At 63.2% G+C, this 20,836-nt stretch carries 15 protein-coding genes; 8 read left to right on the plus strand and 7 right to left on the minus strand.

Going from position 1 to position 20,836, the window contains the following annotated elements:
- The first annotated feature begins 142 nt into the window (after window positions 1-142).
- The 7 genes from PLD_RS04605 to mbnM all read left to right on the plus strand — a co-directional run bounded on the left by PLD_RS04605 (window position 143) and on the right by mbnM (window position 7,251).
- Entirely contained in the window at window positions 143-2,164 is a 2,022-nt protein-coding gene (locus PLD_RS04605) for a TonB-dependent hemoglobin/transferrin/lactoferrin family receptor (protein ID WP_256674545.1), read from the plus strand.
- A 16-nt stretch (window positions 2,165-2,180) separates the two neighbouring features.
- Entirely contained in the window at window positions 2,181-3,068 is an 888-nt protein-coding gene (locus PLD_RS04610; RefSeq protein WP_159890269.1) for an MbnP family copper-binding protein, read from the plus strand.
- The gene (locus PLD_RS04615) at window positions 3,065-4,201 is read left to right on the plus strand and encodes a methanobactin export MATE transporter MbnM (protein ID WP_159890271.1); all 1,137 of its coding nucleotides are present in this window, start codon (window positions 3,065-3,067) and stop codon (window positions 4,199-4,201) included. The genes PLD_RS04610 and PLD_RS04615 overlap by 4 nt, the downstream gene beginning before the upstream one ends.
- Window positions 4,202-4,345: 144 nt before the next feature.
- Entirely contained in the window at window positions 4,346-4,441 is a 96-nt protein-coding gene (gene mbnA, locus PLD_RS04620) for a methanobactin (protein WP_016963189.1), read from the plus strand.
- Window positions 4,442-4,503: 62 nt separating this feature from the next.
- A complete protein-coding gene (gene mbnB, locus PLD_RS04625; protein WP_159890275.1) occupies window positions 4,504-5,316 on the plus strand; it encodes a methanobactin biosynthesis protein MbnB in 813 nt (270 codons plus the stop codon).
- Complete coding sequence (gene mbnC / locus PLD_RS04630; protein ID WP_159890277.1) at window positions 5,313-5,891, plus strand: methanobactin biosynthesis protein MbnC; 579 nt, start codon at window positions 5,313-5,315, stop codon at window positions 5,889-5,891. The genes mbnB and mbnC overlap by 4 nt, the downstream gene beginning before the upstream one ends.
- Window positions 5,878-7,251, plus strand: a complete 1,374-nt coding sequence (gene mbnM / locus PLD_RS04635) for a multi antimicrobial extrusion protein MatE (RefSeq protein WP_159890279.1) — start codon at window positions 5,878-5,880, stop codon at window positions 7,249-7,251. Before mbnC ends, mbnM begins: the two co-directional genes overlap by 14 nt.
- Here the strand turns inward: mbnM and copC are convergent.
- From copC to PLD_RS04655, 4 genes are all read right to left on the minus strand, one after another.
- Window positions 7,227-7,601 (minus strand): copper homeostasis periplasmic binding protein CopC, encoded by a 375-nt coding sequence (gene copC, locus PLD_RS04640; RefSeq protein ID WP_159890281.1) that lies wholly within the window; start codon window positions 7,599-7,601, stop codon window positions 7,227-7,229. The genes mbnM and copC overlap by 25 nt on opposite strands.
- Window positions 7,602-7,678: 77 nt before the next feature.
- The gene (locus PLD_RS04645) at window positions 7,679-9,769 is read right to left on the minus strand and encodes a TonB-dependent receptor (protein WP_159890283.1); all 2,091 of its coding nucleotides are present in this window, start codon (window positions 9,767-9,769) and stop codon (window positions 7,679-7,681) included.
- Between the two features lie 110 nt (window positions 9,770-9,879).
- On the minus strand, window positions 9,880-10,272 hold the full coding sequence (locus tag PLD_RS04650) for a DUF2946 family protein (RefSeq protein ID WP_159890285.1): 393 nt from the start codon (window positions 10,270-10,272) through the stop codon (window positions 9,880-9,882).
- 119 nt (window positions 10,273-10,391) lie between these two features.
- Window positions 10,392-11,846, minus strand: coding sequence for a TrkH family potassium uptake protein (locus PLD_RS04655; protein ID WP_159890287.1), 1,455 nt, complete (start codon window positions 11,844-11,846; stop codon window positions 10,392-10,394).
- 221 nt (window positions 11,847-12,067) lie between these two features.
- On the opposite strand from PLD_RS04655, the gene PLD_RS04660 reads away from it, so the two are divergent.
- Window positions 12,068-12,400, plus strand: a complete 333-nt coding sequence (locus tag PLD_RS04660; protein ID WP_218575851.1) for a hypothetical protein — start codon at window positions 12,068-12,070, stop codon at window positions 12,398-12,400.
- A 15-nt stretch (window positions 12,401-12,415) separates the two neighbouring features.
- Here PLD_RS04660 and PLD_RS04665 read toward each other — a convergent pair whose 3' ends face one another.
- From PLD_RS04665 to PLD_RS04675, 3 genes are all read right to left on the minus strand, one after another.
- The gene (locus PLD_RS04665; protein WP_159890289.1) at window positions 12,416-17,869 is read right to left on the minus strand and encodes an AAA domain-containing protein; all 5,454 of its coding nucleotides are present in this window, start codon (window positions 17,867-17,869) and stop codon (window positions 12,416-12,418) included.
- Window positions 17,857-19,059, minus strand: a complete 1,203-nt coding sequence (locus PLD_RS04670; protein ID WP_159890840.1) for a M48 family metalloprotease — start codon at window positions 19,057-19,059, stop codon at window positions 17,857-17,859. The genes PLD_RS04665 and PLD_RS04670 overlap by 13 nt, the downstream gene beginning before the upstream one ends.
- Before the next feature lie 303 nt (window positions 19,060-19,362).
- Complete coding sequence (locus PLD_RS04675) at window positions 19,363-20,115, minus strand: ABC transporter substrate-binding protein (protein WP_159890291.1); 753 nt, start codon at window positions 20,113-20,115, stop codon at window positions 19,363-19,365.
- Window positions 20,116-20,836 lie beyond the last annotated feature (721 nt).

Consider the following 20,836-nt stretch of genomic DNA (forward strand, 5'->3'; position numbering starts at 1 on the left):
CGCTTTTATTGATCACCTGTGGATGCCTGCCATGCCTGTCATGTCTGCGGTCGCCTTGTGCGTTGCCGAACCTTTTACCTTGTACCGTTGCGATCCGAGCGTTGTTGGCGCCCCTCCGAGGCCGACGTTACTCGGGTGGCCGTTGTCATTGCTGACCGTGTCCTGCGCGCTGGTGGTCAGTCCGGCTTATGCCCAGCCCAGCCAGGCGCATGAACCAGCGTCGCCGTACGCCCTGGACACCACCACGATCACCGCGACCCGCACCGCCAACAACAGTTTTGAGTTGCCGGCGTCGGTGTCCACCGTCGAGCGTCAGCAGCTCGATGACGTCCAGGCCAATACGCTGTCTACGGTGCTGCGTGGCTTGCCCAACGTGAATTACGGCGGCGGCCCTCGGGCCGCTTCACAAAGCCCGGCGATTCGCGGCCTGCAGGGGCCACGGATCATCCTCACGGTGGATGGTGCGCGACGTAACAATGACGGCGGGGTCAATACTCCGCTGCTGATCGATCCGGACCTGATCAAGCAGATCGATGTGGTCCGTGGGCCAATGTCCGCCGCTTATGGCAGCGGCGGGTTGGGCGGGGTGATGGCCATCGAGACGCTCAATGCCGACGACATTCTTGACCCGGGCCAAAGCAGTGGTGGCCGGATCAAGGCCGGTTATCGCAGCGCCAATCGCGAGTCGTCGAGCAACCTGACCCTGGCCGCGCGCGGGGATCGGGCGGATGTTCTGGCCAGCGGTACCTACCGTGACTACGGCACCATTCATACCGGGGCCAGCGGCGCCGACGCCCAGTACCCCAATGACGGCCAGCTCAAGAGTGGCCTGCTCAAGACCCGATTCTCGCCCAACGAGCTGAACCATTTCGAGCTGGGCTACCAGCGCTTTGCCGACGAGATGGTCGGCCCGACCAACCCTGGCGGCAACCTGCTGTTTCCGTTCTCGCAGAAACTCCAGCGTGAACAGGAGCAGTACCACGCCAGTTGGGCCTTCGAGGATGCCGAGCAGCGATTGCTGGATGGCAAACTGGCGGTTTACCAGACGCGCTTCACCCTCGACGGCGACAGCCGTTCGGTGCCACGTCAACCCACCACCGCGACCCAGACCAAGACCCTGGGCGCCAGCTTGCAGAACAGCAGCCGGATCGAGGTGGGGAGCGGTTCGCACCATCGTGTGACCTACGGCGTGGACGGTTACCGCGACAGCAACGAAAACGCCTCCAACGGTCAGTCCAACAGCGTGTTGCCCAATGGCCAGATGCGCGCCTTGGGTGGCTTTGTTCAGGATGAGATGGCCTTTCTCGACGACTGGACCCTGATTGCCGCCCTGCGCCATGACGACTATCGCCTGACATCCCCCGGCCAGGACGACTCCAGCCACAGCCGGCTGTCGCCCAAGGTGGCGCTCAAGTATCAGCCCTGGGCATTCCTCGGGGTGTTCGTCAGCTACGGCGAGGCGTTCCGCGCGCCCACCATGACCGAGATGTTCGGCAACCTGAACACTCGCCGGGCGCTGTTCAATTTTCGCCCCAATCCCGGCCTCAAGCCGGAAACCAGCAAGACCCGTGAGGTCGGCGCCACGCTGGCGTTCAATGATCTGCTGGCCGGGGGTGACAGCCTGCAGGCCAAGCTCACCTACTTTCGCGAGGACGTCGACGACCTGATCGATCAGCAGGTGGTCGGCCGCTATGCGCGGCAGGCGCCGTTTGCCGGCACCGGGATGATTTTTCAGCGGGTCAACGTGGCCCAGGCCGAGCGCCATGGCGGCGAGGCGCAACTGAGCTACCAATGGCAGCGCCTGTCCCTGGGCGCTGGCTATTCACGGTTGCGGTCACGCAACGCCGAGACCGGCGCCCAATTGTATGCACCGCCGGACAAGTTCGTGCTCGGCGGCCAGTACCGCCTGGATGAGCACTGGTCGCTGAACTACCAGGGCCAGTACGTCTGGGCCCAGGACTACGACGCCACCGAGCTGCGGCGGCGCCAGGGCTACGTGATCCACGACATCGGAGGTGCGTTCGAGTACCGCCAATACCGCGCCGACCTGGGCGTCAGCAACCTGTTCGACAAGGCCTACAGCACCTATCAGCAGTCGTTGGCCAACACCTTCACCTATGAAGAAGGGCGCAGCGTGAACCTCACGCTGAGCGCGCGTTTCTGACCTCGGGAGTTTCACGATGGGTTATTTGACTTCACGCCTTACCCTGATTGCTCTGGTCGGCCTGGCCGGGTGCGTCGCGAACCAATCAGCGCCCCCCGCCGAGCAGACGGTCACCGTGGATTTCGCCTTGGTGGCCGGCGCTCAGCCGGTGAACTGCGGCGTGCCCTTTGGCCCGTTGGGCCGCGACCGCAAGATGCTGTCGCTGCACGATGCGCGCTTCTATGTGCAGGATGTGGCGTTGATCGATACGGCAGGCCAGCGGGTGCCGCTGCGCTTGCAGATCAATGACTGGCAGGACGCCCAGGTGGCCTTGCTCGACTTCGAAGACGGCAGTGGGCATTGCCAGGGCGGCACGCCAGGCACCCGCACCCAGGTAGCCGGCCAGGTACCGCCCGGGCACTACCGGGGGTTGAGCCTGACCTTGGGTGTGCCGCCAGCGTTGAACCACACCAGCACCGAACTGCAGGGCGCGCCGCTGGACCTGGCCGCCATGGGCTGGAGCTGGCAGGCCGGGCGCAAGTTCATCAAGGTCGAGGTCGACCCTGTCGGTGGCGTAAGCAAGGTCGATGGCGCCAGGGCCAGCACTTGGTATCTGCACCTGGGCGCCACTGGCTGCAGCGGCAACCCGGTGAGCGGTGAGACGGTGGCGTGCCAGCGCGCCAACCGCATTGCCCTGACGCTGCCGGACTTCGATCCGGGCAGACAGCGGGTGGCCCTGGATCTGGCGGCGTTGTTCCAGGACAGCACGCTAGGCGAAGACCGAGGCGCGGCAGTGGGCTGCATGAGCGGCCCCAGCGATCCCGAGTGCGTGACGCTGTTTCCGCGCCTGGGCTTGGAATTGAACAGTGGCCAGCCGGTGCAACCTGGGCATTCGCCGGTCTTCGCCGCGCGCGCCAAGCCATGACCGGCCTGAGGCTGTTGCGGGCCGCAGGGCTGTTACTGAGTGCTGTTCTGGCCGGGCCAGCGGTGGCTCAGGCGTGGAGCTGGCAGTTGCCGTCCCATGTGCCGGAGCCGCGAGTACCAGCGAATAACCCGATGTCGGCGGTCAAGGTCGAACTGGGCCAGCGGCTGTTCTATGACCCGCGGCTGTCGGCCACGGGCAACCGCTCCTGCAGCGCTTGCCACCTGCAGGAGCGGGCCTTCAGCGACGGTCGCGCGCTGTCGGTGGGCGGCACCGGGGAACTGACCCACCGTAACGCCCCCGGACTGGCCAACAGCGCCTGGAACGCCACCTATAACTGGGCGGCGCCGGCCATCGTCAGCCTGGAGCGGCAGATGGAGGTGCCGCTGTTCGGCGACGACCCGATCGAGATGGGGGTCAATGACGGCAATCGCCAGCAGATCCTCGCACGGCTGGCGGCCGATCCGCTGTACCCGCCGCTGTTCCGCCAGGCCTTCGCCGATCAGCCGCAGCCGTTGAGCATGGCCTCGGTGATCCGGGCGATCTCGGCCTTCGAGCGTTCCATCGTCTCGGTGGACAGCCGTTATGACCGCTACCTGCAGGGCCGCGAGCAACTGAGCGAAAGCGAGCAGCGGGGCATGGCGCTGTTCTTTGGCGAGCGCGCCGAGTGCCATCACTGTCACGGCAGCTTCAATTTCAACGATCAGGTGGTGCATGCCCGCAGCCGGGTGGTGGACACCCCGTTTCACAACACCGGGCTGTACAACATCGACGGCGCCGGTGGCTTTCCCTTCCCTAACCGCGGGCTCTATGAAAGCACCGGCAAGCCCGAGGACATGGGGGCCTTCCGCGCCCCGAGCCTGCGCAATGTCGAGGTCACCGGGCCCTACATGCACGACGGCAGCCTGGCCACGCTGGAAGCGGTGATCGACTTCTACTCCGAGGGCGGCCGCGTGATCGCCAGCGGCCCGCGCCAGGGCGATGGGCGCTTGAACCCGTACAAGAGCGGGCTGATTGCGCGCATCGATTTCACCGCTCAAGAGAAGCGCGACCTGCTGGCCTTTCTCAAGGCCCTGACCGACGACACGCTGCTCCACGACCCGCGCTGGCAAGACCCGTGGAAGCGCCACCCTTGATCCGATCCCCATCACCACGCGCGTTCCCGCCGGGAGCAAGGAGGCTGCTCGTAAGAAAACACCCGTTGCACCGCGTTACCTCAACGGCGAAATCGCCACACCGCGGGCGCTTGTGCCCGCTCATTCATGCAAGGAGCAATACCCATGAGCATCAAGATCGCTAAAAAACACACCCTGCACATCGCCGGTCGCGCCGGGGCCTGCTGCGCCTCGTGCTGTGCCCCGGTAGGCGTTAACTAAACGCCTTCCCGCCACGGGCGCCCGGCGTGCGTGGCGGGTCTTGAGCAAGGAGGTGCAAGACCATGCGTATCGGCTTCAACTACACCCTGGGAGACACCGCGCCCCTGGTGCGAAAGCTTTTGGCGGACGGGCACATCGACTATGTCGAGCTGCTGATCGACAACTTTCTGGCGGTGCCCATCGACGAACTGGAGGCAGGCTTTGCCGCGCCGGTGGGCTTTCACATCATGTTTTCCAAATTCATTGAAAACGACACGCCGGCCCTTGAAAGCCTGGCCCGGCGTCTGCGCGAGCTGATTCGGCGCTTGCGGCCGCTGTATGTGTCCGATCACGTGGCGCGGTTCAGTCACGACGGGCGTCAGCTGTATCACCTGGCGGAAATCGACTATGTCGGCGATTACCGGCAGGTGCGCGAGCGTGTCGACTGGTGGCAGCAGCAACTGGGTTGTCAACTGCTGCTGGAGAACTACCCGTCGATCATGGACGGTGGCCACGACGCCCCGGCCTTTCATGAGCGGCTCTATCGCGATACCGGTGCCGGGGTGCTGTTCGACGCCTCCAACGCAGTCTGTGCCCACCTCAATTGCGGCGTGCCCCTGGAGGCCTGGGAGGGCGTGATTGAACACTCATCGCACTTTCATACCGCCGGCTACAACCTGTCGATCCTGCAGCCGCATTTGATTCTCGACACCCATGATCAGGTGCTTTCCGAGGCCACGCTGGGGTTCTTGCAACGCTATCGCGCACTGTTCGACGGTCCCGAGGCAACGCTGACCTACGAACGCGACGGTCGTTTCGACGAGGCCGAAATCATCGGCGACCTGCAACGGCTGCGGGGCATTTTTCCCTCGTCGCCCATGGAGCCACAGAGATGAAGACCGAGCACCCATTGCCCAGAACCGACAGCCAATTGCTGCATGCCTTGAGCGTGCCGCAACGCCAAGGCGACTACCCTCGTGACTCCCGGGCCTTCGTGCGCATCGACAGCAGCCTGCGGGTCTACTGGCACACCCTGTTCGATATCTGTCCGGGCTTGCTGGAGCTGTCCGGGCCGGACGGGCTGGCGATCTTTCGCCCATTCATGAGCTGGGCGGCGCAGCAGCGGCTGTCGCTGAACTGGACCTATTACCTGTGGCTGGATGTCTGGCTGCAGCAATCGAGCTTTGCCCGGCAAGTGACTCCGGCCTTGCGCTACCAGCTGATGGGCGCCTCGGCGGCGCGCTGGGCCACCGGTGACCGCTCCGAGTCCAACGGCATCCTCCTTGCCGCTGCGGACCTTTCGGATCTGGTCTGTGGCTGGAAAACCCAATCGCTGGAAGGCGCCAGGGACATCGAGCAGATCGAGTTGGCCGAACCACTGCCGGCACCAGAGGCAGCCTTTGGCTATTTCACGGTGCACAGCCGGCATCTGGAACACGGCTTTCCCGGTTGGACCGATGTCCCGCGTTGAACAGCGGTACACGCCGCCGCTGACGGTGCGCGGCCGGGCGTTCTGGGTCGGCTTTCCGGCTCTGGTGCTGGCCTTTGCGGTGGCGCAGATGCTGGCCCAGATCGACCTGGCCATGTTGGCGCACCAGGCCCCGGGCATGCCGGCGGCCTACGTGATGCTGGCACGTCTGGCGCTGCTCGATCTGCTGGCCAGCATGGCGCTGGGATCGGTGGTTTCGGTCAGGGTCGCCCGAGCGCTCCGCGAGGGGCAGCCGGGGCCGGTGATGCGTGGCGCGCTGACGCTGGCGGCGATCCTCGGGCTGTTGCTCAGCGCTGTTGCGTTGCTGGCCTATCCGCCGCTGGCGGCGGGCCTCAGCGCTGACGATGCCGCACTGCGAGCACTGCTGCTCAGCGCCATTCCCTGGTTCGCGGCGACGGCGCCGTTGCGCCTGCTCAATGGCTGCGCGGCGTTCATCCTGCATGCCTCGCAACAGGGGCCGCTGGTGGTGCGCTGGAAACTCTGGGAACTGCTGGCCAAGGTTGGGCTCAACCTGCTGTTCATCGAGTGTCTGGGGTTTGGCTTTGTCGGTTGCTTCATGGCATCGCTGCTGATGCACCTGGGTTCCTGCGCTTGGGTGCTACGACGCTTGCAGCCGCAGATGGGCCGGGGACGCTGGCTGCCCGCAGTGGACTGGGCCAGAGCGGTACTGCGCCAGAGTGCATGGGAAGGGCTGCGACTGCTGTCTCTGCAACTGTTGGGGCTGATGACCCTGGTGCTGTTCGCGGCGCCGCAGATTGCCCCGGTCGATACTCAGCGTCTGGATGCCTTCGCGGCCGCCAGCCTTCTGGCCCTGTTGGTGTTTGCGCCGCTGGTGGCGCTGATCCGCTTTCTGGCCATGCGCTTTGCCGGCCTGGCCCCGCACGAGGTGTTGCGGCTGCTCAAACAGTTGTTGCGCCTGGGCGTGGCGGGCACGGCGTTGCTGGGTGGGCTACTGATTGTGCTCGGTCCCTGGTTGGGGCAATGGGTGTATGCCCAGCAAGGCAGGTGGTGGAGCAGCTTTGTGCTGATGCTGGGGGTGTCGCTACCGCTGCGTCTGGCCGGCAATGCCATGCGCGCGGCTTTGCAGAGCCTGGGGGAGTTCGTCGCCATCGCCAAGGTGGATGCGTTGCTGGGATGGGCGGTTGGCCTGCCGCTCCTGGTGCTCGGGTTGCGCCTGGACTTGCCGCTGGTTGCCTACGGTTATGTGCTGTTACCCGAAGCCGCGGCCGTGCTGTGGCTGGCCCGGCGCATTCAGCGCATCCGCGCAACGAACCCGCAACCGGGCGGGCTCTGTGGCGCAATGGGTGACGACAACGCTCAGTTGCCGACGGTGAAACCGTAGGTGCCATCACTCTTGTGGGTGTCCACCGACACCGCATGCCACTGCACCTTGTACTCGCCGGGCGCCAGCGGTTGTTGCGGGGTGACGATCAGGGTTTGCTGATCGCCCGCGGCATTGGCAATGCTCTTGATTGGCACGTCCGCGCCCCCCGTGCTGAGCTTGACCTGGGTGAACAGGGCTTCGACACCTTCGGAAAATACCAGGCGCAGTTCCTTCGGCGCGCTGACGGTAGAGTCCGCGGCCGGGGTTTCACCCTTCAGATGGGCGTGGGCGAACGCCGAACCGGCGCTGGCCAGGGAGGCCAGCAGGGCCAGGGTAGTGAGAATTTTTTTTGAACCGTAGGCGGTCATGGGCAGTGCCTCTTATCTGGGGTGGGTACAGATGCGTGGGGCAACCCGGACGACTGGCGCCCGGGCGGTGTGGTTGATCAGAGGTCCAGGGTGATACCGGCATAAAGTGCGCGACCGTCGCCTGGTGAGTGCAGCGAAGCCTTGGCACCGTCCGGGTCGTACCAGACGTATTCGTAGTAGCGGTTGCTGAGGTTTTTCAACTGCAGGTCGACACTCACCGATTCGCTGACTTTGTAAGTGGCGCCGAGGTTCATCAGCACGTAACCGCCATAGGTGCCCTGGGTGTTTTCCCGCTCCAGGTAGTAGTGGGTCTGGCCGTTCATCCAGGCGCTCAGTTGCAGGGCAGGGGTCAGGTGGTAGCTGGCCCCCACGTTGTACAGATGGTGGGGGATGTGATCGATTTCCTGGCCCTGGCTGTTGGGCAGGGCGGCGCTGGGTTTGAGGATTTTCGAGTACTGCCAGGAGTACGCCAGCCACAGGTCGGTACGTTCGTCGGGGTGCAGGTTGAGTTGCAGGTCGTAGCCCCAGCGCCGGGTTTCGCCGACGTTGTCCGACTCGCCGCTGGGGTCGTTGAGCCGGCGGCTGACTTCGCCGCTGGCATCTTGCCGCCAGTAGGCCACCCGGCCATCGAGCCAGTCTGTGGGGGTGAACTTGACCCCGGTTTCCCAGCCTTCGTTGATCGACGGCGCCAAGTCGGTGTCGCGGGGCGGGATCTTGTAAGCCGCCGCGCCGGTGCCGACCTGAAAGGTGCGGCCCCAGTTGGCGTACAGACTGGCCACGGTCCAGGGTGAATACACCACACTGAGCTTGGGTTGCTTGATCAGCCCATAGTCGTTGATGTCGTAGTCCAGGCCGGTCATTTGGTTGGTGAAGTCGCCCTGGATCTTGTCTACCCGGTAGGCCGGCACGATCTTCAACGACTCGAACGGCTTGATCTCGGCCTGCACGTAAGCACCGTAGGTGTCGAAATCGAACTGCTGATCCCGGGTCTGGGCCAGGCGTGCGCGGTTCAGGGTGCGGTAACGCTCGCTGCGGTTTTGTTGCTGTTGCACATCGGCGCCGCCTTCCAGCGCAAAGGCGTAGAGCCAGTTGACTTGCGGGCGCCAGGTCAGGGAAGTGAGCGCGCCGTACTGGGTTTCGTAGGTGTCGCGCTCCTGCTGGGAGCTGGTGCGCCAGTACTGGGTCCAGCGCCGGTCATCAAAGGTATTGACGTAGGTTTTGGCCGACCAGGCCAGGGTGTCGGCCAGATCCGTGTCCAGATGCAGGCTGAGCTGGTTCATGCGCCGCGTGCCTTTGTCCGTGGCGTTGTAGCGGTTGCTCATGGTCGGGTGCTGGCGAGCATCGCTCTGGCTCAGGTAACCCGGCTCCTGAGCCTCGGTTTCGTAGTGCCGGGCAATCAGGCCGAGGCGGTAGCTGCCGTCGTCCGGTGTGTAGAACCATTTGCCAGACAGGGAGAATTTGTCCGCTTGGGCGTGGTCGCGATAGCCATCGGACTTCTGGTAGGCGAAGACGTAGTTCTGCGTCCAATTGCTGCCTTCAATGCCCTTGGCCAGCTGGGTTTCCTGAGTATTGAAACTGCCGTAGCGCAGGCGTGCCTTGGTGTAGTCGCCGCCGCTGCGGGTGAGTATGTTCACATTGCCGGCGATGTTGTTCAGGCCGTAGCGGGCATCGCTGGTGCCGCGCACCACTTCGATGCTGTCCAGCTCCATGGGGAAGATCATGTCCATGAACGGCATGTTGCCGTCGTTGCTGTTGCTCGGAATCCCGTCGATCAGCAGCTTGACCGCGTTGACCTCACCCTCGCCGTTGAAGCCGCGAAAGGAGATCTTGCCGGACGTCGTGCCCTGGTTGAACTCGGTGAGCATCACTCCCGGCGCGCGGCTGAACAGCTCCCAGCTGTAGTTGACCGGCATCTTTTCCAAAATGTCGCCGCCCAGGATATCGACCGAACTGAGCACGCTGCTGGTGCTTAAGGGGCCGCTGCTGCCGGCATCGCCGCCCTGGACGGTGACAGTGCCCAGGGTCAGGGTCGAGTTCTCGACCTTGGCCGTTTCAGCCAGGGCGGCGGACGGCGGACTCAGGGCGAGCAGACCGCAACTCAGCAGCGGCCAGAGGGCGGGGGACAGGGGCACAATCTTTGCCCGAGGCGAAGTAATAAAAGTGGGCATAACGCGTTTCCAGATAGCCAGGGTTTTCCCGGGACAGGGGGGACACAGACACGTATCGGCAGTCCGGGACTTGAAGAGCACGCCGTAAAACAGCGCATGGGCGTGGGCCATCAGGCGTTGGGGGACGCGCGGGGCATCAGGCTGGGCCAGCGTTGCCGGGGGGACAAGGTGGGCCGCGATGGGTGGTTAACGCGGATATTCGCGGTGTCGCGAGGCAAGCTGTGCCGATAGTCGTCAGCGGGCACCGCCACCAGAGCGGCCTGCCCAACACAGCAGCAGTCACCATGGGCCATGACGCTTTGGCTCGGGCGGGTGGGCAGATCGAGCAGCACCTTGGCAATCGTTGGCGACACGGTCTGGGCACTCTTGCCCGAGCAGAAGCCGCCCCACAGCAGCATGCGTACATCCGGCGTCTGCATCGCCCGGCTCAGGGGCATCGCCAGCATGTTGAGCAGCAGTGCCACGCAGGCTATCCAGGGACTGACGCGTTTCAACGAATGCATGGACGGACTCGGCGCGGGAAGGGCGCTATTTAGCCGTATTCAGTGAACAGCTGTAAAAGTTCCGGGGTGCGGCATTTTGCCATGCGACCGGCTGTCAGCAGGGGTTCATCCAGGGTCGCTCAGTAACGCCAGAACACTGGGGTGATCAATACCAGCACGGTAAGGATTTCCAGTCGGCCCAGCAGCATGCCGATGGTCAACAGCCACTTCGCTGAATCGGGCAGCGAGGCGAAGTTACCCGCCGGCCCGATAATCGTGCCCAGCCCGGGCCCGACGTTACACACCGAGGTCGCAGCGCCGCTCAGCGCGGTGGTCCAGTCCAGGCCAATCAAGGCCAGCCCCAGGGCGATCAGGGCGATGGTGATGGTGAAGAAAAACGAGAAGGTCAGCAGCGAGCGCAGGATCTCTTCGTCGATGGGGTGGCCGTTGTACTTCTTCTGGATCACCGCCCGGGGATGGATCAGTTGCTTGAGGCTGCTGACCAGCAAGGTCGCGGCCACCTGGAAGCGGAAGATCTTCAGGCCGCCCGCGGTCGAGCCTGAGCATCCACCGACAAAGGTCAGGTAGAAGAACAACAGCACGGCAAAACTGCCCCACAAGGTGTAGTCGCCCACCGCAACCCCGGTGGTGGTAACGATCGAGGTCACGTTGACGGCGACGATCCTGAAGGCTTCCCACCATCCGTAATCGCTGTGAAAGCACAACCAGGTGCCGACGGCCAGCCAGGTGACCAACAAGAACCCGAGAAAACCGCGCACCTGGTGGTCCTTGTACAAGGCCCGTCGATTGCCGCGCAATGTCGCCACATAGAGGGTAAATGGCAGGCTGCCGACGATCATGATGACCACCGCGACCCAGTGTATGGCTGGCTGGGTCCAGTGCCCCAATGACGAGTCCGAGGTCGAGAAGCCCCCGGTGGAGATCAACGACATGGCGTGGTTAATCGCTTCGAATGGGGTCATGCCGGCGATCCACAGCGCCAGGGTTGCCGCGCCGGTGAGGCCCAGATACAGCAGGAGGATGTACTTGGCGGCCACGTGGGAGCGTGGGGTGACTTTCTCCGACCAGTCCGAAGATTCGGTCTGGAACAGGCGCATGCCACCCACACGCAGCAGCGGCAGCACGGCCACCGCCATGCCGATGAAACCGATGCCGCCGAGCCAGTGCAGCATGGAGCGCCAGATCAACAGCCCAGGCGAGGCGCTGTCCAATCCGGTCAGGACGGTGGAGCCGGTGGTGGTGATGCCCGACATGGTTTCAAAAAAAGCGTCGGTGTAGCTGATGTGACGAATAAAAACCATCGGTAACGCGGCGAAGATACACACCACCAGCCAACTGCCAGTGGTCAGCAGGTACATGTCCCTTGGGCGCAACTGAGGGACTTCGGTGCTGCGCTGCACAATCAACAAAAGACCGCAGACAAAAGTAATCAGGCTCGACCAGAGAAAGGCCGACAAGTCTTCACTGCGCTCATAAACCACCAGCGTGATCATCGGAATCGCCATGCTGATGGCCAGCGTGATCAGGAAAATACCCACAATGAAACTGATAAGCCGCATTGCTGCGATGGACATAGAAATCGCCTGTTGATTGAAAGCCACGCAGTATAAGCTTGTTACAGAATTTTTCTGCTGTTGCACGAAGCAATGTTCGCCGGCGCACGGGCTGCGCCGCGTAACGCCGATGAACATGGGGAGCGACGCACAACGCCTGCTCTGCGCGTCGAACCGATACACCTTGCTGCCGGTGCTCCAGGCGATGGCCACCGCCCCTGAAGACGGGCAATCGGCCTGTGATGTCTGGCGTTAACCGGCAAGGCTGCCAAGTGTTCAGCTTCCAGCCCCCCAGCCCCCGCGAGCTGCAACACGAGTTTCTCTGGCGCGCCACCCGCGACTTGCCCGAACGCAGGCACATCGGTCTTTTCAACCGTTCCTACCACGCGAAGGTGCTGAGCGTTCGGGTGCGCCGCGCCATGCTGCACAGCGAGGCGATTCTCCAACCTGATGGCGACGCCTCGGTGTGGCTGGATCGCTTGCGTTCGATCCTCGACCTAGAACGGCACCGCAACACGCCATGGGCTGCTGCCTTTGCCCAGTCCAGGCAAAACACGCAGCCCATGGCGCGGTAGCCGCATCGCTGGCGGCTACGGCGAACCGGGCGCCTGATCCAGCGGTTGTTCCTGATAACCCTTGCGCAGTTTCTCGGCGATCAGTTTTTCAACTTCGCGCAGTGCGCGCTCAGGGCTGTCCAGTGTTTTGATCAGGGTCTGGCCCTGGCTGCCCACGCGGCCGAAATTCACCACCACATCGGCCTGCGTGGCCGCGATGCGCCAGAACTTGTTGGAGCGACCTTCGCCAAAGGTGAACTCACGCACGGGCAGGCTGGCTGGCGCCGGCGGCAGGGGGGGCTGATCGTCGTCAAGGGCCGGCAGCGCGAGCTCAGGCTCGGGCTCTGGCAGCGCTGGCGCCTCTTCACCGCGTAGCAAGGCTTCGATCCAGTTGAGCACCTCTTCGGGGGCGCGTAGCCAGTCATGGCTGAGCACGTCAACGATCTTCCAGCCAAAACTGCGTAGCACCGTGGGCCGGAAAATGTAGCGCTCGCGCACGTTGACCGTGGCCGCCTCGGTGTCGAGCAAGATGCCCAGGCTGAACTGCTTGCCCTGGGCGTCGCAGATCGCCAGGTCGCAACGCAGTTGCGAACGCCCGACATATTCCCGCACCTGATGCCCGCGTTTGCGCAGCGCGTCGGCCAGGGCCGTGCGCAGGCTGTCCTTGGGCAGGGTCACGGCAAAGGATTGCTTGGCCCCTGGGTTGAGGTTGGCCAGGATGCCCTGGGAGCGCGGAGCGTCGCCGCTGGCGCTGGCCTGGGCAAACTGCAGGAAGGCGCGCAGGGCCGCGGCGCCGTCGTTGTGGGTGTTGGTGATGGCTTCAGCCTCAATGCTGGAGATGATCGCCATGCGCTTGCGTGCGCGGCTGAAAATCACATTGAGGCGCTTTTCCCCGCCGCGCTGGTTGATCGGGCCGAAGTTCATCAGCATTTTGCCGCTGGGCCCCGGGGCATAGCAGATGCTCAGGATGATCACGTCGCGTTCGTCACCCTGGACGTTCTCCAGATTTTTCACGAACAGGCCGTTGAACTGTCCGGCGTCCTCGCGCACGTATTCATTCTCAAGGCGCGTGGCAAAGGCTGAGTCACTGGCCGCAAGGTGCTCCAGGGCCTGCTCGATTTCCCCTTGCTGGGCCTCGGAAAACGCCACGATACCCAGGGTCAGGCCAGTTTCGCGCTGGAGCAGTTCACGCACCAGGTTGGCGATGTAACGCGCCTCGGCCACGTTGCTGCGGCTCTGGTATACGCCATCGCTCATCTTCAGGAAGCTGATGGGGTTGTCGAGCACGCTGTCGACGCCGACGATCGCCGCGTGTTCATCGCTGGACTGCAGTGGCGCATGGGCCGGGGCCGGGCGCTCGATTCGCCGGTCGGGAATGGTGATCAGCCGTCCTTCATAGAAGGCCGCGTTGGAGAAGCTGATCAAGGCTTCATGCCGACTGCGGTAGTGCCAGGCCAACAGGGTCGCCGGCAGGTTGCGCGCGGCCTGACTCAACAGGCTGTCGGCGTCGAGGTTGATCGCAATCTGCTCACCGTCCTCCATGGCAATCAGCTCGTTGTCGTCCTGCTCGCCGCCGCTGGAGAAGAAGTTGCTCGGCGGCAACTGCATCTCATCCCCCACCACAATCACCTGCTGTGCCCGGCTCATGGCCGGCACCGCTTCTTCACTGGGGATCTGGCTGGCCTCGTCAAAAATCACCACGTCGAACAGGTCCGGGGTCAGCGGTAGGGTGTCGGACACCGACAGCGGACTCATCAGCCAGATCGGCTTGAGGTCGTTGATCACCCGGCCGCTGTCGCCACTGGCCAGTTCGCGAATGGAGCGATAGCGCATGGTCTTGCCCAGCTCATGCTCAAGTTCGCGCCGACCTTTGGCGTAGCTTTTCTTGAATTCACGGGCTTGGCTGTCCAGTTGGCTCACCGACATCGCCGATTGCTTCACATGTTCGAGAAAGCGCTGATGCACGGTGGCGTTGAGTACCTGGGCGTTGTGCTTGAGCAGGCTGCTTTCGGCCTGGCTGACCTGACGTGTCGCCAGGCTCAGGGCCGGGCCGTCGAAGCGTTCCAACTGCGGGTTGGCCCGATACAGGCGGGTCAGGTTCTCTTCGGCGATCAACGCATCAAACCCGCTGAGGGGCAGGGCGTGCTGCTGCAAGGCCGACAGGCAAACCGGATCGGCCTGATGCAGCTCATTGAGCAAGGGCAGGGAGTCGGGTAATTCGTCGAGTTCTTCGCGCAGGTCACGTAAATACTCGGCCAAGGCTCCCAGGCTCGGGGCCGGCTGGAAAACACAGTACTGCCCCACGAGTTCGGCCAGACGCGCCACTGGCTGGTGCAGGCCGGCTTCCTGGCGCACTCCGGGCAACGTTTCCGGGTCGCTGCGCAGGCGCTCAAGCCATTGGCGCAACAACGCCGAGGCATTGAGCTGATTGAGCAGGGCTTGCAGGCTCTGGACAAAAACCTCGACGTCCTGGACACCGTAGAGCCCTTGCAGACGCTGCAGCTCGGCCTGCAGTTCGGCGTTGGCCCGATGTTCGGCGGCGAGGGTGTCGAGCACGCTGGCATAGCTCGGCGCGATGGCGTGCTGACTGAAGTCGTAGCGCCGCTTCAGTTCGCCGCGCAGACGCCACCAGGACGGTTGCAGCCAACGCAGCGGCGACGTCTGCAAACGTTGCACCAGGTCTTGAGCGGCCTGGGTGTCTTGCGCGCTGAGCTTGTCGCGCCAGTGGCCGGTGGCCTGGCTGGCGCTGTGTTGCTGGATCACCCGCGTCTGCAGCGCTGTCTGTTCGGCGCGCAGTGCCTGGGAGGCGGGGGAGTCGGCGTCCAGCAGGTCGAGGTGCGCTGCCAGGTTGGCGCGGGTCATCTGTTCCGCGGCCTGGGTCAAGAGCTGCGCATCCACCAGCCCGGTCTCGCTGGACAACAGCCCCGTCGATGACGCCAGCAACGGCTCGACACTGTCCATCAGGCCGCTGGCCTCATCCAGGAACGCCTTGAGCTGGCCGTAGGCATGTTCGTGGGTGATCAGGCCTGTGGCCAGGCGACTGAACGGGTGCCGGGCCAGGCAGTCGAGGCCGAACCGTTCGCTGATGGCCTGATACAAGCGTGCGGTCAGGTCACGTTGTTGCTGCCAGGCGCCCCAGTCCGGCAGGCGTTCCAGGGCTTCGGGAGGCAGTTCCAGCGTCGCCGCGGGCAGTTCGATCAAGTGTCGCACCAGCTCGCGCACCGAGCACGCCAGGGCGTCCGGCACCTGCGTCATGGCCTCTTCGAAACGCTCGATCAGCGCTAACTGCTGGCTCATGGTTGCCAGAGCAGCACCGCGTTGTGCTTGCAGTTGCGCCAATTGGGCATGACTGGTGATCCAACCTTCATAGCATTCGCGCAGGTTACCGACGAAGGCCTTCTTGTCGGTCTGGGAGTCGTGGATCAGGCAGCACAATTCACCCAGTCCACTTTGTTGCAGGCGGTGGAACACTACGTCCAGGGCCGCGCGCTTTTCGCAGACGAACAGCACCCGCAGGCCACGCCCGGCGTAATCGGCGATCAGATTGGTGATGGTCTGCGACTTGCCGGTCCCCGGCGGGCCTTGAATGATGAAGTTACGCCCGGTTCGCGCCAGGCTGACGGCGGCGTTCTGGGTGGCGTCCCCGGCCACCACGTTCCATTGCTCGGCCAACGGGATCGGGTCGGGGGATTGAACTTCGATTTCCCGGGGGTCGATGGAGAACATCCGGTCGAAGGCGTCGTTCTTGGCCGGCTCTTCAATCAATTGTGCGTAGTCGCGTACCAGCGACATCTTGCGGTAGTTGAAGTTGGCCAGGGTCACTTGCGTCAGGTCGATGTCCCAGGCGTAGCGGTGGCCTTGATCCAGGGGCAGCGCGAAGGTGTTGCTTTCGGTGGTGTGGCCGACCATCTGCGGCGGCTGGCTGTGAAAGCCGACCGCATCGCGCAAGGGCAGCGCACTGGGCAGCACCCAGTGCTCGAACAGTTGCAGCCCCAGGGGGCGGTAGTCTTCGCGGTCGTAGCTGAAATCCGGCTTGATCAGCGGCGAGTGAGCGCGCTTGCGGGCTCGGCGGCGCTGGAAATGATGCTGGTGCTGGACCGCTTTCTGATGGATCAGCTCGATTTGCGGCTTGCTTTGCAGGCGCAGCTCGACGCCCGGTTCGGTCAGTTTGATCTGGCGGGCGATGTCGGCATGAATCTGCTCCAGGGAGGTCTTTTGCAGGTCCACGGTTTCCGGCAGCTGTAGGTCGTAGAGCTGACGCAATTGATGGCGCAGCACCGGGTTGAACTCGGCCTCGGTTTCATCGCACTGCAGCACGAACTGGTCGCGAACGCCTTTTTTCCGGCTCAGTTCCACCGGCAACCACAACAGCGGAGTGACGATGCGCTCATCCGGCGTGTCCTTGAGGTTGTGCCAGCGCATGAACGCCACCACCAAGCGCAGGTTGCTGAAACCGAACTCGGCGCGGTCGCGGCGGGTTTCCTGAATGATCCGTTCCAGAGATACCTGTAGCCAGCCTTGCTCTTCAAAACGCAGCCATTGCTGCAGGCTCACGGCTTTGCCGCTCAGCAGTTGCTCGGAAAAACCACCGAAGCTGGCTTGCCAGGTGCACAAGTCTTCCGCGCGGATGCTTTCAATGCGCATCACCAGCGGCACGCTGGCCACGGTCAGGTTGATGTTGGCCTGGGTCGAGCGAAAGTGCAGCAGGCGGTTGCGCCGCGACAGATCGAACAAGCGGTTGCGCAGGTGCTCCAGCACCACGGTGCGCCGTGAGGCCGGACCTTGGGCCTGGGCCAGTACGCGTTCAACGTCGAGCCCGATCGGTTGTTCGCGCCAGGTTTCCAGGCGCCGCGCCAGTGAGCTGACGTCGGTGGCGCGTTCATGGCGGTTCAGCTCGGTCATTTCAACGATCAGATTGGCCAGTACCGGATTGAGCCGGTCGTTGAGCAGGAACAAGTTGCGCCGGTGGCTGGCGAACGATTTAAGGTCGTTGATATCGGCAAAATCCAGCCCGCACGCCAGGCTCGCCAGCAACTGACCCAGCTGGAAGATGTCGGTGATTTCGTCGTGATGCCCCAGTCGGTGCTCCCAACTCTGCAGCTCGCTGAGAAAAACCGGATGAGTAATGGCCTGATGCGGGTCTTCCTGCACTTGCAGATCGGCAACGGCCACGCCGTTTTGCGAATCGCGGGTCAGGCGCCTGTTGCCGATGATGCTCAGCGCCGACTCCGGGCTGGGCTGTACCTGTTTGATCGAGTCCAGCGCCAGGCGCGGCGGCAAGCCTTCAGGGGCACGCAGTTGCAGGCGGCGGTCGGGCCCTTGCAGAACATCGAGGTAACCCAACTGGGCAACGCGCCCCTGATCATGCAGCCGAGCCACTTCGCGCAGCAGCGGCAGCACCAGAAACAGCACATCGTCGATGGGTAGGGCGAGGCCGTCATGGCTTAGCAACAACTGCTCGAAGGTGACGGGTTGGGTTACTGGGTCCATGTTTCGACCTCCGTTTTCAACGTGCGCGTGAGCAGGTCCAGCTCGCGTTTGCGCAGTTTGATGTCGCGCTTGAGCAGCTTGATGAAGTCATCCTCGCTGCCAAGCTTGTTCGCGGTCCGGGCTGCGTGCAGCAACGCCTCATCCCGCACTTCGCGGTCCACCAGGCACAGATCGAGCATGATGAAATGCAGGTATTCGTGGACGCTGGGATCAATGCGCTCGGCGTCCAGGACGCTCAGGTCCAGAGGCGTTTCGTGATCTGTCCAGTCGGCAAAGAACCCACGGACCTGGTTGATCACCCGCTCCGACTGCAAGGCCTGGGCACTGATGAAGGTGGCGATAAAGCCGCGGGTGAGGGCGGTCAGGTCCACCTGATCGATTACATCCAGACGATTCATGGACAGTGGGCCGCGCAGGCGGCGGTGCAACCAGGCCTGCGTGTCGGGATCCTGTTGCCACCAGTTGTCCAGCGCCTGGGAGCGCAGAAAGGTCTCCGGATGAGATAGCCCCTGGGACACCTGCGCGTCCTTGCCATCGAGCTCGCGGGCCTGCTGCAGATAACTGGCGGCATCGACCGTGACAATCCCGGTGTGCACCTTCACCAGCGAAGTGATTGCCGACGCCGGCCCGCCGGCCACCAAGGCTGCGCCGCGGTCAGCATAGATTTCAGTGTGCAGGCTGTATAAGCGGGCAGTCTGCTCCAGGCTCGGCGGGGTGAAGGCATCCGCCAGTACGTGATTGAGAATGCGGTCAGCCACCAGATAGTCGCCATGGTCCTCGGACCACAAACGGTAATGAGCCAACTCATGCCCCAGCAGTGCAAGCAGCTCCTGCGCGTCGAGGCGTTCGAGGATCGGCCCGTAAAACACCACATGCACTTCACCGTCCAGGTAATACAAGCTGGCATTCATGGCACCATCGCCGGCCTGGTAGAGCGTGGCCGGCGCCTCGATCCGCAGACGCTCAAGCGCCGTCTCACAGGCTTGATAGGCTTCGGGGTGACTGTGTGGATTGAGCCGATAAGTGTCGCGCAGCAACTGGGCTCGCACATCTTGCGCATGTTCCTGCTGAACCCCCTGCGATGAAGCCCAGCTCCATACGCGCGGCTCGTGGGTTTTCAGGTAATTCACCACGTGCTGGTGATAGGGCAGAGGTGTCAGGCTGCTGATGTCCAGCGCTGGGGTACTCATCATTCAAACGTCCTTGAGGATACAGCTCCGTAGGCGGCGCCTGGGCAGCAGAGGGTTGGGCTGACATCGCGGGTTTCAGTGATCGGCTTTGAGGGCGCAGGATACCTAGGCCGTGGCCAAGATACGAACGTTTATGTGTGCGTCGCAGGGCTGCGCGGCGTTGTTGGCCGGCATCTGCGATGCCCAGGCGTTGCCGTGGCGTCCGTCACCGAGGTGCCACCGTGCGCGCCGTTGGCCGAGCGGTGGCGCGGGGGAGGTGATCCGCCAGTGCCGGGGCGGCCCGGGCCAAGGCGCGGCGGCCTGTCAGGGGGCTTTCAGGTAAGCGTTTTTTATGCGCTCCAGCGTGCCGTCCTTTCGCAGTGCCGCGACTGCCGCGCGCAACTTGCGCACCAGCACCGCATTGCAGCGTTTAGAACAGGCCAGATACAGATCGGTTCTCATCAATGGTGGACTGACCTGCAACGGCTGATTTGACACTTTGCGCCAGATATTCTGCGTTTCAGGAATGCCGTTGAACCAGGCATCGACACGCCCCATCAGTAGCAGTTGCGCCGGATTCTCGCCGATTTCAAACGGATAGATCTGGGTTTCGCTAAAGCCTTCTGCCCGTAGTTTCTGCTCTTGGGCGCTGCCTCGACCAACGGCAATACGGGCAAAGGTTTCGCGCGCCTGTTGCAGTGTCTCGACGCGCTTATCGAGACTGAAAAACGCCCTGTCCATGGTCATGATTGGCGCGATCCAGGTGTAATCCGCTTCTCTTTCCGGCGTCCGCGACAGGGGAATGATCAGCATGTCGACTCCCTTGCGCACGCTTTGCTGGGCGCGCGCCCAAGGCACCGAGATCAAGTGCAACTGATAACCGGCCAGGGCCGCAGCCCCAAACGTTGCGTCACCGACGATGCCATGCAGCCCGTCCTCGTCCGCCATCGACAAAGGCGGGGCTTCGACGAAGTACAGATCGATTTCAGGGGCGTGCGCGAGGGACACCGCTGGCGCGATAAACGCCAGAAAGCACAGTACCCACATATGGCGTAGCGATTGACTCAGGTAACCCATGGCAGTAACTCAATCAAGACAGTGGCAATTGGCTGTTTAGCACCAATCTCGCTTTTTAAGGTTGCACGGCGGCGGGGTCCATCATTCGAACGCGACGCCCACCAAACCCAACGCAAATATAGTGGCACCCTCGTTTCGCTCCTGCCCACAAGCTATACCAATCCAGCGACGAGGCTTGGGTGGCGGCGTTCAACGCCTGCGCGGCATCCAGCACAGTCCGGGGCCCAAGCCATCGCCTCAGCCCACTTGCGTATCTGCGCGGCGAGCCAAATTTCAGGACTCATACTGACTCGAAAACCGACTTTCATACTTGCGTTTGCGCAATCAGACATGAACAACCAGCCCGGTCGTGCAATGAGAGCGGCCAACCAGGGAAGCACACGCTTACCACAGCCGAACGACGAAAGCCGCCATCTAGTCAATGGCCCCGCCGGACAGCACTGGCAGAATCGCGCTAGCGCCATGATGAGAATTGACAATCAGCAAACCTGGTACAAGAAATCCGCCCCCTCGCGCCTTGCACTAGAGCGAGGTCGTCCTGGCTTCACGACCAGGCACGGCCAGAGCGAATGCAGCGTCGAGCAACAACCCCGAATCAACCAATTCAAGGCTCGGCCAGAGCCGAGCAAAGACGTTAGACGGCGGGCGGATGACGGCGAGTCAGAGTCCTATCTATAGCGCTACCGCAATTTCGGCGCAGGCATCAACTTCCGCTGGTTCA

The organism is Pseudomonas sp. LD120 (genome assembly GCF_009861525.1).
Taxonomy (GTDB): domain Bacteria; phylum Pseudomonadota; class Gammaproteobacteria; order Pseudomonadales; family Pseudomonadaceae; genus Aquipseudomonas.

What these genes read in the sequence shown, in the direction of transcription:
- mbnC (WP_159890277.1), top strand. Translation starts at nt 5,313, where the DNA reads ATGAAGACCGAGCACCCATTGCCCAGAACCGACAGCCAATTGCTGCAT.
- PLD_RS04615 (WP_159890271.1), top strand. Translation starts at nt 3,065, where the DNA reads ATGACCGGCCTGAGGCTGTTGCGGGCCGCAGGGCTGTTACTGAGTGCT.
- PLD_RS04610 (WP_159890269.1), top strand. Translation starts at nt 2,181, where the DNA reads ATGGGTTATTTGACTTCACGCCTTACCCTGATTGCTCTGGTCGGCCTG.
- PLD_RS04670 (WP_159890840.1), bottom strand. Translation starts at nt 19,059, where the DNA reads ATGAGTACCCCAGCGCTGGACATCAGCAGCCTGACACCTCTGCCCTAT.
- PLD_RS04645 (WP_159890283.1), bottom strand. Translation starts at nt 9,769, where the DNA reads ATGCCCACTTTTATTACTTCGCCTCGGGCAAAGATTGTGCCCCTGTCC.
- PLD_RS04665 (WP_159890289.1), bottom strand. Translation starts at nt 17,869, where the DNA reads ATGGACCCAGTAACCCAACCCGTCACCTTCGAGCAGTTGTTGCTAAGC.
- mbnA (WP_016963189.1), top strand. Translation starts at nt 4,346, where the DNA reads ATGAGCATCAAGATCGCTAAAAAACACACCCTGCACATCGCCGGTCGC.
- PLD_RS04660 (WP_218575851.1), top strand. Translation starts at nt 12,068, where the DNA reads ATGTCTGGCGTTAACCGGCAAGGCTGCCAAGTGTTCAGCTTCCAGCCC.
- mbnB (WP_159890275.1), top strand. Translation starts at nt 4,504, where the DNA reads ATGCGTATCGGCTTCAACTACACCCTGGGAGACACCGCGCCCCTGGTG.
- copC (WP_159890281.1), bottom strand. Translation starts at nt 7,601, where the DNA reads ATGACCGCCTACGGTTCAAAAAAAATTCTCACTACCCTGGCCCTGCTG.
- PLD_RS04675 (WP_159890291.1), bottom strand. Translation starts at nt 20,115, where the DNA reads ATGGGTTACCTGAGTCAATCGCTACGCCATATGTGGGTACTGTGCTTT.
- PLD_RS04650 (WP_159890285.1), bottom strand. Translation starts at nt 10,272, where the DNA reads ATGCATTCGTTGAAACGCGTCAGTCCCTGGATAGCCTGCGTGGCACTG.
- PLD_RS04655 (WP_159890287.1), bottom strand. Translation starts at nt 11,846, where the DNA reads ATGTCCATCGCAGCAATGCGGCTTATCAGTTTCATTGTGGGTATTTTC.
- mbnM (WP_159890279.1), top strand. Translation starts at nt 5,878, where the DNA reads ATGTCCCGCGTTGAACAGCGGTACACGCCGCCGCTGACGGTGCGCGGC.